The sequence below is a fragment of the Gordonia malaquae genome, assembly GCF_037148075.1.
GTDB lineage: Bacteria > Actinomycetota > Actinomycetes > Mycobacteriales > Mycobacteriaceae > Gordonia > Gordonia malaquae.
The window spans coordinates 1,414,494-1,426,122 of the sequence record NZ_JBBCUB010000001.1; the positions used below are offsets into that span (position 1 = coordinate 1,414,494).

The window sequence follows — 11,629 nt, forward strand, 5'->3', positions numbered from 1 at the left end:
CGACAGGAACTGATGACGCCGTGACGACAGGAACTGATGACGCCGTGACGACAGGAACTGATGACGCCGTGACGACAGGAACTGATGACGCCGTGACGACAGGAGCTGAAGAGACAGTGACCGGATCCATGACCAATCCGCCGATGACGCCGGTGGAGTTCACCGACGAGGTGTCAGGGGGTCGCATGGTTCGTCGCCAGGGTGTGACCGCGCCTCTGGGCTTCCGGGCTGCGGGCATCAAAGCGGGCATCAAGGTCAACGGCAACGCCGACCTCGCCCTTGTCTTCAATGAGGGGCCCGAGTACGACGCGGCGGGCGTGTTCACGGCCAATCAGGTCAAGGCGGCTCCGGTTCGCTGGTCGCAGCAGGTGCTCAAGGCTCAGCGTCTGCGCGCGGTGATCCTGAACTCTGGTGGCGCCAACGCGTGCACCGGTCCGGGCGGTTTCCAGGACACTCATGCGACGGCGGAGGCGCTCGCCGCAGCACTGTCGAACTGGGGCACGGAGACGGGTGCCGGTGAGATCGCGGTCTGTTCGACGGGCCTGATCGGTGATCGGCTGCCGATGGACAAGGTCCTGGCGGGCGTCACCGAGATCGTGCACGAGATGGGCGGCGGCATCGAAGGCGGGACCGATGCGGCGTACGCGATCATGACCACCGACACCATCCCCAAGCAGGTCGCCCTGCATCATCCCGGTGGCTGGAATGTCGGCGGGATGGCGAAGGGTGCGGGCATGCTCGCTCCGTCGCTGGCGACGATGCTGATCGTTCTGACGACGGACGCGAAGGTGACGCCGGAGCAGCTCGACGTCGCGCTCCGGCACGCGACCGAACGCACCTTCGACCGGCTCGACATCGATGGCGCCATGTCGACCAACGACACCGTGCTGCTTCTGTCGTCGGGCGCCAGCGCCATCGAGGTGTCGCAGGACGAGCTCGACGCAGCGGTGTTCGCCGTCTGCGACGACCTCGCCGCACAGCTGCAGAACGACGCGGAGGGTGTCACCAAGCGGGTTGAGATCACCGTGACCGGTGCGAAGACCGACGCCGACGCGCTTGTCGTCGCACGGTCGGTCGCGCGGGACTCGCTGGTGAAGACCGCGTTGTTCGGCTCCGATCCGAACTGGGGGCGTGTGCTCGCTGCGATCGGGGTGACCCCGGTGATCATCGATCCCGACGCCATCGCCGTCTCGTTCAACGGGTCGATGGTGTGCGAGAACGGCACCGGTGTTCCGGGCGCCCGCGACGTCGACCTGTCGGGCGATCGCATCCACGTCGTGGCCGATCTGAAACTCGGTGACGGCGCCGCGACGATCCGGACAACGGATCTGTCGCATGCGTATGTCGAAGAGAATTCGGCGTACTCGTCATGACCGACCTCACGCCGCTGGCGAAAGCCGGGATCATCGCCGAATCACTGCCCGCACTGCAAGCCCTCCACGGCAAGCGGGTTGTGGTCAAGTACGGCGGCAACGCGATGGTCGACGACGAGCTCAAGGCGGCTTTCGCCGCCGACATGGTCCTCTTGCGGGCCTGCGGCATCCATCCGATCGTGGTGCACGGCGGAGGCCCGCAGATCTCCGCGATGCTCGCCCGACTCGGCCTCGACGGCGAGTTCCGGGGCGGTTTCCGCGTCACGACCCCCGAGGTGATGGACGTGGCCCGCATGGTGCTGTTCGGGCAGGTCGGACGTGAACTCGTCGGCCTGATCAATCGGCACGGCCCGTATGCGGTGGGAATCACCGGCGAGGACGCCCACCTGTTCACGGCGTCGCGTCGTTCCGTGATGGTCGACGGTGAGCCCACCGACATCGGCCTCGTCGGCGACATCACCGCGGTCGACACGTCTGCCGTCGACGATCTGATCGCCGCGGGTCGCATCCCGGTGATCTCCACGATCGCGCCCGATGCCGACGGCGTGGTGCACAACATCAACGCGGACACCGCTGCGGGGGCGATCGCTGCGGCTCTGCAAGCTGAACACCTCGTGATGCTCACCGATGTCGAGGGTCTGTACACCGACTGGCCCGATCGGTCGTCGCTCGTCTCGACTATCAGCGTCTCGCAGGTCGCGGCCTTGCTGCCGAGGCTCGACGCCGGCATGGTCCCGAAGATGGAGGCGTGCATGCGGGCCGTCGAATCGGGCATCGGCGCAGCTCACGTCATCGACGGCCGGGAACCGCACGCGGTGCTGGCCGCATTGCTCACCGCGTCGACGGCCGGAACGTCGGTCGTCGCGGACCTTGGAGAAGGGGTCGAATCATGACCGCACCGTTGCAGCAGCGGTGGAACGCATCGCTGATGAACAACTACGGCACACCTCCGGTCGCGTTGGTCCGCGGCGAGGGCGCCGTCGTGTACGACGCCGACGGCAAGGAGTACCTCGACCTGCTCGGCGGCATCGCGGTGAACGCGCTCGGGCACGCGCACCCCGCGATCGTCGACGCCGTCACCGCTCAGCTGTCGACGCTCAGCCACGTGTCGAACCTGTACATCGCACCGCCGGTGATCGATCTCGCCGAGCGGCTGCTCGGGGCATTCGGCCACGACGGCCGGGTGTTCCTGTGCAACTCGGGGACGGAGGCGAACGAAGCCGCCTTCAAACTCGCGCGGCGCACCGGGCGTCCGCAGATCATCGCCGCCGAAGGCGGGTTCCACGGCAGGACGATGGGTGCGCTCGCCATGACCGGGCAACCGGCCAAGCGGGCGCCGTTCGAGCCGATGCCCGGAGGCGTCGACTTCGTTCCCTACGGCGACGTCGCGGCACTCGAGGCCGCTGTGTCGGAGAAGACGGCCGCGGTGATCTTGGAGCCGATCCAAGGCGAGAACGGTGTCGTCGTCCCACCGGAGGGGTATCTCGCCGCAGCGCGTGAGATCACCTCGCGGCACGGTGCCCTGTTGATGCTCGACGAGGTCCAGACGGGGATCGCCCGGACCGGCGCATATTTTGCACACCAGCGTGTGGGCATCGTCCCCGACGTGATGACGCTCGCCAAAGGGCTCGGCGGCGGAATGCCGATCGGAGCATGCATCGCTACGGGCCCGGCCGCCGACTTGTTCGGGCCAGGCCATCACGGCACGACGTTCGGCGGCAACCCGGCGTGCGCCGCGGCGGCGCTCGCCGTGCTCGACCACATCGACGCCAACGATCTCTGCAGCCGTGTCGACTCGCTCGGGAAGAGTCTCGCGTCGAGCATCGAGGGTCTCGGTCACCCTCTTGTCGATCACGTCCGCGGCGACGGGCTCCTGCTCGGCGTCGTGCTAACCAAACCTCTGTCGGGTCGTGTCGATCTCGCGGCGAGGGAAGCGGGCTACCTCCTGAACGCACCTGCGCCGAACGTTCTGCGGCTCGCTCCGCCGCTCATCCTGAGCGACGAGCAGGCCGACGCGTTCGTCGCCGACCTGCCCGCGATCCTCGACGCCGCGCTGGTGGCGGAATCGGAGAATCAGTGATGACGAGGCATTTCCTTCGGGACGACGACCTGACCCCGGACGAGCAGGCACAAGTGCTCGCTCTCGCCGCGAGGATGAAGGCAGATCCGCTCGGTCACCGACCGTTGGCCGGGCCCAAGTGCGTCGGCGTCATCTTCGACAAGAACTCGACGCGTACCCGCTTCTCTTTCGAGGTCGGGATCACGCAGCTCGGCGGCCACGCAGTGGTCGTCGACGGTACGTCGACTCAGATGGGCCGTGACGAATCGCTCGCCGACACCGGCAGGGTCCTGTCGCGCTTCGTCGACGCCGTCGTGTGGCGCACATTCGGCCAGGACCGTCTCGACGGGCTCGCCGAGTTCGCCTCGGTCCCGGTTGTCAACGCGCTCAGCGATACCTTCCACCCGTGTCAGGTCCTCGCGGATCTGCAGACGATCATCGAACACAAGGGCCGCGCCCGCGGCCTCACGTTGACCTACCTCGGCGACGCCGCCAACAACATGGCGAACTCGCTGATGATCGGCTGTGCGATGGCGGGCATGCATGTCCGGGTGAGCGGGCCGGACGGCTTCCGTCCTGATCCGGACATGGTCGCGACCGCTCAGCGGCAGGCGAGGGAGACCGGAGGCAGCGTCTCGGTCATCGACGATCCGCAGGCCGCTGCGGCGGGAGCCGACGTGCTTGTCACCGATACGTGGGTGTCGATGGGCCAGGAGGCGGATGGCCTCGACCGGGTGGGACCGTTCCGGCCCTACCAGATCAACACCGACCTGGTCGGGCTCGCCGCCGACGACGTGATCGTGCTGCATTGTCTGCCCGCGCACCGCGGCGAGGAGATCACCGACGATGTGATCGACGGCCCACACAGTGTGGTGTTCGACGAGGCGGAGAATCGTCTGCACGCGCAGAAGGCGCTGCTCGCCTGGCTGTTGGACAACCGATGACCGACCCTTCGGAGTCTGGACGCCTGGCCGCGACGCGCGCGGGACGTCATGCGCGCATCGTGGAGATCCTCGCGGCCGAATCCGTGCGCAGTCAGGCGGAGCTTCAGCAGCGTCTGGCAGGCGAAGGCGTCGACGCCACCCAGGCGACACTGTCCCGTGACCTCGACGAGCTCGGCGCGGTGAAACTCCGCGCCGCAGACGGGGGAGCGGGCGTGTACGTGGTGCCGGAGGACGGGACGCCCGTCCGAGGTGTGTCCGGCGGCACCGACAGGGTGTCGAGGCTGCTCGCCGAACTGCTCGTGTCGACGGACTCGTCCGGCGACATGGCGGTCCTCCGCACACCGCCCGGCGCCGCCGGCTACCTCGCCAGCGCACTCGACCGCGCCCGACTGCCAGGGGTGGTCGGCACCATCGCAGGCGACGACACCGTCTTCGTCCTGGCACGTCGACCGCTGTCCGGCTCCGATCTCGCCCAACAGATCGAGTCCCTCGTCTGAGGAACAGACTCTCCGTGCACAATTGATCCCGACCAACGACTTCCTCAAGGAGCTTGAGACACCCATGGCCGACAGCACCGACGCAACCACTCCGCGCAAAGAGGGCACCAACGAAGGCGCACTGTGGGGTGGTCGCTTCGCCGACGGCCCTGCTGCGGCGATGGCCGCACTGAGCAAGTCGACGCACTTCGACTGGGCTCTTGCTCCGTACGACGTCGCCGCGTCGAAGGCGCACGCTCGGGTGCTCAACCGTGCCGGTCTGCTGACCGATGACGACCTGGTCGCGATGCAGAAGGGCCTCGATCGGCTCGCCACCGACGTCGCCGACGGCACGTTCGGTCCGGCGGAGTCTGACGAAGACGTCCACGGAGCGCTCGAACGCGGTCTCATCGAACGAGTCGGCACCGAACTGGGCGGCCGCCTGCGCGCCGGACGCTCCCGCAACGACCAGGTGGCGACGCTGTTCCGCATGTGGCTGCGTGATGGGATGCGCCGGGTCGGGACCGGACTGCTCGACGTCGCGGAAGCACTCGTCGGCCAGGCCGCGGCGAACCCCGGGGTTGTCATGCCCGGCAAGACGCATCTCCAGGCGGCACAGCCCGTGCTCCTCGGGCACACCCTGATGGCGCACGCCCAGCCGTTGCTCCGCGATGTGGCTCGGCTGGTCGACGCGGACCGTCGTGTCGCCGTCTCGCCCTACGGATCGGGCGCGCTGGCCGGGTCGTCGCTTGGACTCGACCCGGCCGCGATCGCCGCCGACCTCGGTTTCGACAGCGCTGCCGACAATTCGATCGACGCGACGTCTTCGCGCGATTTCGCGGCCGAAGCGGCATTCGTCTTCGCGATGGCCGCCGTCGACCTCTCGCGCCTCGGGGAAGACGTGATCCTGTGGAGCACACCGGAGTTCGGGTATGTGACGCTCGCCGACGCCTGGTCGACGGGAAGCTCGATCATGCCGCAGAAGAAGAACCCCGACGTCGCCGAACTCGCGCGCGGCAAAGCCGGCCGGATCATCGGCAACCTCACAGGGCTCCTCGCGACGCTCAAGGCACAGCCGCTCGCGTACAACCGAGACCTCCAGGAGGACAAGGAGCCGGTGTTCGACTCGGTCGCCCAGCTCGAACTGCTCCTGCCCGCCATGACCGGACTGGTCGCGACGCTCACTTTCCACCCGGAGCGGATGGCCGAGCTTGCGCCCGCCGGCTTCACTCTTGCGACAGACATCGCAGAATGGCTTGTGCGCCAGGGCGTTCCGTTCCGTGTGGCACACGAGGTCGCCGGGGCGTGTGTTCGCGAGGCCGAGTCTCGCGGAGTCGGCCTCGCCGACCTCGACGACGAGACCCTCGCATCGATCAATCCGGCCCTCACCCACGACGTCCATGAAGTCCTGACGGTGGCGGGGTCCATCGAGTCGCGCAATGCGCTGGGCGGGACGGCATCGTCGCAGGTGGAACGCCAGATCGACGTTGCAACGGCGACGATCGCAGAGCTCAGGGCACGGCTGCTGTCGTCCTGAGCGCAGGCGGTGAGACGAACGTCTCTGACAGTTTTGTGCAGTGGGTCGGCACGACGTGTCTGCTACCGCACGCAACGGGTAAGGTGATGCGCGTCGCGGACCCGCATCAGCGGTGACGACCGATGCCGCGGCGGAGAGAGGGACCGCTGTGGGACTGCCCAAGGTAGGGGCCGCTGTCGGCCGGATCGTCGCGACCGCGCAGAACGGGCTGGAGGTCATCCGCCTCGGCGGTTTGGAGACCGGAACACAGCCCGCGCCCTTCCGAGTCGTCGAGACCGAGAAGATGTTCCGCCTGCGGAGGTACTTCCCGGACGACGCCGGTGACGGCGCGTCGCACATCATCCTCATCCCGCCGATGATGGTCTCGGCGAACGTCTACGACGTCACCGAGAACAACGGGGCCGTCTCCGTGCTGCATCGCCACGGAATCATTCCGTGGGTCATCGACTTCGGATCGCCGGATCACGAAGAGGGCGGCATGGAACGCACTCTCACCGACCATGTGATGGCGATCAGTCGTGCGATCGACCTGGTTCGCGGCATCGTCGGCCGTGACGTGCACCTGGGCGGATACTCGCAGGGCGGCATGTTCGCATATCAGACCGCCGCCTACCGGCGCGCCGAAGGATTGGCGAGTCTGGTCACCTATGGCAGTCCCGTCGACATCACCGCCGCCATGCCCCTCGGTCTGCCGGCGAACCTCGTCGTGCCGGGTGTCGAGTTCCTCGGCGACCGGGTCTTCTCCAACATTTGGGTTCCGAGCTGGTTGGCGCGTACCGGATTCCAGCTCGCCGATCCGGTCAAGACGGCCAAGAGTCGTATCGACTTCCTCCGCAGGCTCCACGACCGTGATGCGCTCCTCCCACGCGAGGACCAGCGTCGTTTCATCGAGCAAGAGGGGTGGGTCGCATGGTCCGGTCCCGCGGTCGCCGAACTCATGCGACAGTTCGTGGTCCACAACCGGATGATGTCCGGCGGGTTCGTCATCGACGGCGACGTCGTGTCGATGAGCGACATCACCTGCCCGGTTCTCGCCTTCGTCGGTGAGACCGATGACATCGGCCAACCGGTGGCCGTCCGCGGCATCCGGCGAGCGGCGCCCGAGGCCGACGTCTTCGAATCGACGATTCCCGCGGGCCACTTCGGACTTGTCGTCGGCTCGACCGCAGGCCGCATGTCGTGGCCGACCACTGCGGAGTGGATCCTGTGGCGTGACGCCAAGGGGCCCCGACCCGAAGCCGCACACGAGATGGATGCGTCGGTCACCAGCGGCAGCGGTATCAGCTGGGCGAATCGACTCACCTACGGAGTCGGGCAGGTCGCAGGCGCCGGCACCGCTGTCTCCAAAGAACTCATCGAGGCGGTCTCCTCCATCCAGCGGACGACCGTCGCTGTCGCATCCGAATCGGTGCGGACGGTTCCACGCTTGTTCCGCCTCGGCCAGATCCAGCCGTCCACGCGGATCTCGCTCGCCAAACTCATGAGCGAGAACGAGAAACGGACCCCCAACGACGAACTGTTCCTCTTCGAGAACCGCGTCCTCACGCACGACCAGGTCAACACGCGTATCGACAACGTGGTCGCCGGTCTCATCGAATGCGGCATCCGCCCAGGTGAACACGTCGGCGTGCTGATGGACACTCGTCCGTCTGCGCTCGTCGTCGTCGCCGCGCTGTCGCGTCTCGGCGCTGTCGCAGTGATCGTGTCGTCGGGCGACGATCTCCCCGAGATGTTGACCTTGGCCGACACCAACGTGATCCTCACCGACCCGAACCACCTCGACGTGGCGACCGCGGTCAGCGACAGGGTCCTCGTGCTCGGCGGCGGTGATCAACGTGTCATCGACCGAGCCGACGGTGTCTCGATCGTCGACATGGAGCAGATCGATCCGGACAAGGTGCGAATGCCGGTCTGGTACCGACGCGACCCCGGACTCGCGGGCGACCTCGCGTTCATCCTCTTCACGAAGATCAACGGCCGTATCTCGCGTTGGTCGATCACCAATCACCGCTTCGCCATGTCGGCGTTCGGCGCGGCGGCCGCGGCAGGCCTCTCGAACCGGGACACCGTGTACTGCCTCCCGCCGCTGCACCACGCATCAGGTCTGCTCACGACACTCGGCGCCACGGTCGCCGGACGCTCGCGCATCGCGCTCTCCAACGGTGTCGACCCCGAGCGCTTCGCCTTCGAAGTGCGCCACTACGGCGTCACAGTCGTGTCCTACACGTGGTCGATGCTCGCCGAGATCATTCGCCGGGACGATTTCGACGCTGCCCAACTCGCGACTGTCCGACTCTTCATGGGTTCGGGCCTCACGTCCGGACTCTGGACCGAGATCCGAGCGGCCCTTCCGAAGGCCAAGGTCCTGGAGTTCTTCGCCACCGCCGACGGCTCGGCGATCCTCGCCAACGTCGACGGAAACAAGATCGGCGCCATGGGCCGTTCGCTGCCCGAGACCAACAACGTCCGGATCGCGGCCTACGACACCGACACCGACCAGCTGGCAGTCGATCGAGACAGCGGTTTCATCCGCGAGGCCAACCCGGGTGAAGTCGGGATGCTCGTCTCGCACGCCGCGCAGAAGTTCGACGCCGCCGGACTCGTCCTCCGTGACGTGTTCCGCTCCCACGACCGCTGGGAGGTGTCCGGCAGCCTGTTCCGCGCCGACGCAGACGGCGACCTCTGGTACATGGGCTCGGCCCAGGGAGTGATCCGAACCGCCCGCGGCGTCGTGTATCCGGCACCGATTCAGAACGCACTGTCGGAGCTGCCCGTGGTCGAGCAGGTCGCCGTCTACGGCGTCCGCCACGCCGGCGCCCAGCTCGCGGTGGCCGCGATCAGTCTGCGTGCGGACGGGCCGTCGCTCACGCCGACCATGCTCCGAGTCGGGCTCGGCGAACTGGAGGCCGCCGACCGTCCGGACATCATCTGGGTCACCGACTCGATCCCGGTGTCGGAGTCGTTCCGTCCGATCGCCACGGGACTCGTGGCCCGTGGTGTCCCGAAGCCCGGACCGAAGGTCTGGTACCGGGATTCGGAAGGCCGTTACCGCCGTTACACCGCGAGCGTGGCCAAGACCATCGATTGGGCCTGGCCCACCGTGCAGGACGAGACGGTCGACGGCCTCGTCGACGTGGCCGAGTAGCCTGAGGACTCATGAGCACACGCGCTGAACGTCTCGACCCGGTCGTCCGCGACCGGCTCGTCTGCCCGCAGGATCTCGGTGAACTGATCAACGCGGGGGACGAGCTGTACAACCCGCGGCTGCAGGTCGCCTACGGGATCGACGAGCTGGGCATCCCGAACATGCTGATCGACGACGCACGCGCGGTCTCCGACGACGAGCACCGCGCCCTCATGACGAAGAACGGACAGTGAGCCGAGTGACCGAGAACATCCTCGACGAACTCGAATGGCGTGGACTGATCGGTCAGACCACCGACCGCGACGCGCTCCGCGAATCGCTCGACTCCGGTCCGATCTCGCTCTACGCCGGCTTCGATCCGACAGCGTCGAGCCTCCACGCAGGACACCTCGTCCCGCTGTTGACGCTTCGACGCTTCCAACTCGCCGGGCACCGTCCCATCGTCCTCTCCGGTGGCGCCACCGGGCTGATCGGTGACCCCAGGGACGTCGGCGAGCGGTCGATGAACTCGACCGACACTGTCGCAGGGTGGGCCGAGAAGATCGTCGGCCAGCTCGAACGGTTCGTGGACATCAACGACTCCGCTACCGGTGCAGTGTTGGTGAACAACATGGATTGGACGGGAGGGCTCAGCACCATCGAATTCCTCCGGGATGTCGGAAAGCACTTCTCGGTGAACGTCATGCTCGCCCGAGAGACGGTCAAGCGCAGGCTCGAATCGGACGGCATCAGCTACACGGAGTTCAGCTACCTCCTCCTGCAGTCGCACGACTACCTTCAGCTTCACCGCCGCTACGGGGCGAGCCTCCAGATCGGCGGTTCGGATCAGTGGGGCAACATCGTCGGCGGCGTCGACCTCATCCGCAAGGTCGACGGAGCATCCGCCCACGCGCTGACCGTCCCGCTGGTGACGTCAGCCGACGGCAAGAAGTTCGGCAAATCGACTGGTGGTGGAAGCGTCTGGCTCGACCCCGAGCTGACAAGCCCGTACGCGTGGTACCAGTACTTCGTGAACACCGCCGACGCCGATGTCGTCGGCTACCTCAAGTGGTTCACCTTCCTCTCGCGTGAGGAGATCGCCGAACTCGAGCAGGCCACCGCGGAGAAGCCGTTCCTTCGACTCGCACAGAAGCGACTCGCAGCCGAACTCACCACGCTCATTCACGGCGCCGACATGACCGCTGCCGCAGAACTCGCCAGCCAGGCGCTGTTCGGCAGGGGAGAGCTCGACGGTCTTGACGAAGGCACCCTCGCCGCAGCGCTGTCGGAGACCGGCGTCGCCGAGTTCGACACAGGCGCGACGCCGACGATCGTCAATCTGCTCGTCGAGTCCGGGCTGGCCGACGGCAACAAGGCGGCACGTCGTGCGATCGACGAAGGCGGCGCCTACGTGAACAACGTCAAGATCACCGACGCAGACTGGACTCCCGGGGTCGACGACCTGCTCCACGGCCGCTGGCTGGTGCTCCGTCGAGGGAAGAAGACCTTCGCCGGCGCGCGTATCGGGTGACGACCTGCGGGTTTGTCCTCACCGCGACAGCTGTGTAACTTATTCGAAGTCAGCGCGACACCGTGCAGACATCAACTCCACCCCGGCCGGTTGCAAGACCGAGATTGGGGAGGGTACAGTTGAAACCCGCTCGACCAACCAGATCAACTGCAATCCGGAAACGGACCACAGACGAGGTTGCAGAGCGGAAACCAGCCTGATAGGCTGGAAGAGTTGGCCCGAAACGGTCGGCGAGGTAATCAAGTTCACTGGAGTTCGGCCCGCGAGTGTGTGGGTTGGTGCTGGTGGGTGTGTGTTCTTTGAGAACTCGATAGTGTGTAAATAGATGTTCTTGTGCCACATTATTTTTGTTTTGTGGCATGGAGGATGTTGTGACGGACAAGAATTTGTTTTTGTTTTGTTTATGATTGAATCTTTGTCAGTTTTTTGGATTTGGTCAGGTTTTGCTTTCTGGCTTGTGCTGAAATCACGCGCCTCTTTGGGGTGTGTTTGTTTCACATTTTTTGTTGGAGAGTTTGATCCTGGCTCAGGACGAACGCTGGCGGCGTGCTTAACACATGCAAGTCGAACGGAAAGGCCCCTTCG

9 protein-coding genes and 1 rRNA gene are annotated in these 11,629 nt (G+C 66.2%); all 10 read left to right on the forward strand.

The window, feature by feature from the left end:
- Positions 1–128 precede the first annotated feature (128 nt).
- The gene (gene argJ / locus WFK36_RS07055) at positions 129–1,373 is read left to right on the forward strand and encodes a bifunctional glutamate N-acetyltransferase/amino-acid acetyltransferase ArgJ (RefSeq protein ID WP_085950673.1); all 1,245 of its coding nucleotides are present in this window, start codon (positions 129–131) and stop codon (positions 1,371–1,373) included.
- The gene (gene argB, locus WFK36_RS07060) at positions 1,370–2,266 is read left to right on the forward strand and encodes an acetylglutamate kinase (protein WP_336790875.1); all 897 of its coding nucleotides are present in this window, start codon (positions 1,370–1,372) and stop codon (positions 2,264–2,266) included. The genes argJ and argB overlap by 4 nt, the downstream gene beginning before the upstream one ends.
- Positions 2,263–3,453: an acetylornithine transaminase gene (locus WFK36_RS07065; RefSeq protein ID WP_336790877.1), complete on the forward strand. Its 1,191-nt coding sequence runs from the start codon at positions 2,263–2,265 to the stop codon at positions 3,451–3,453. The genes argB and WFK36_RS07065 overlap by 4 nt, the downstream gene beginning before the upstream one ends.
- Entirely contained in the window at positions 3,453–4,376 is a 924-nt protein-coding gene (argF, locus tag WFK36_RS07070) for an ornithine carbamoyltransferase (RefSeq protein ID WP_336790879.1), read from the forward strand. Before WFK36_RS07065 ends, argF begins: the two co-directional genes overlap by 1 nt.
- Positions 4,373–4,873 carry an arginine repressor gene (locus tag WFK36_RS07075; RefSeq protein WP_008379924.1) on the forward strand — a complete coding sequence of 167 codons (501 nt, stop codon included), beginning with the start codon at positions 4,373–4,375 and terminating at the stop codon, positions 4,871–4,873. The genes argF and WFK36_RS07075 overlap by 4 nt, the downstream gene beginning before the upstream one ends.
- A 64-nt stretch (positions 4,874–4,937) precedes the next feature.
- Positions 4,938–6,389: an argininosuccinate lyase gene (gene argH / locus WFK36_RS07080; RefSeq protein WP_336790882.1), complete on the forward strand. Its 1,452-nt coding sequence runs from the start codon at positions 4,938–4,940 to the stop codon at positions 6,387–6,389.
- A 148-nt stretch (positions 6,390–6,537) separates the two neighbouring features.
- Complete coding sequence (locus WFK36_RS07085) at positions 6,538–9,534, forward strand: AMP-binding protein (RefSeq protein ID WP_336790884.1); 2,997 nt, start codon at positions 6,538–6,540, stop codon at positions 9,532–9,534.
- 11 nt (positions 9,535–9,545) lie between these two features.
- Positions 9,546–9,767 (forward strand): Trm112 family protein, encoded by a 222-nt coding sequence (locus WFK36_RS07090; protein ID WP_008379918.1) that lies wholly within the window; start codon positions 9,546–9,548, stop codon positions 9,765–9,767.
- A 5-nt stretch (positions 9,768–9,772) separates the two neighbouring features.
- Positions 9,773–11,044, forward strand: a complete 1,272-nt coding sequence (tyrS, locus tag WFK36_RS07095; protein WP_336790887.1) for a tyrosine--tRNA ligase — start codon at positions 9,773–9,775, stop codon at positions 11,042–11,044.
- A 503-nt stretch (positions 11,045–11,547) separates the two neighbouring features.
- Positions 11,548–11,629, forward strand: a 16S ribosomal RNA gene (locus tag WFK36_RS07100); the annotation flags it as partial.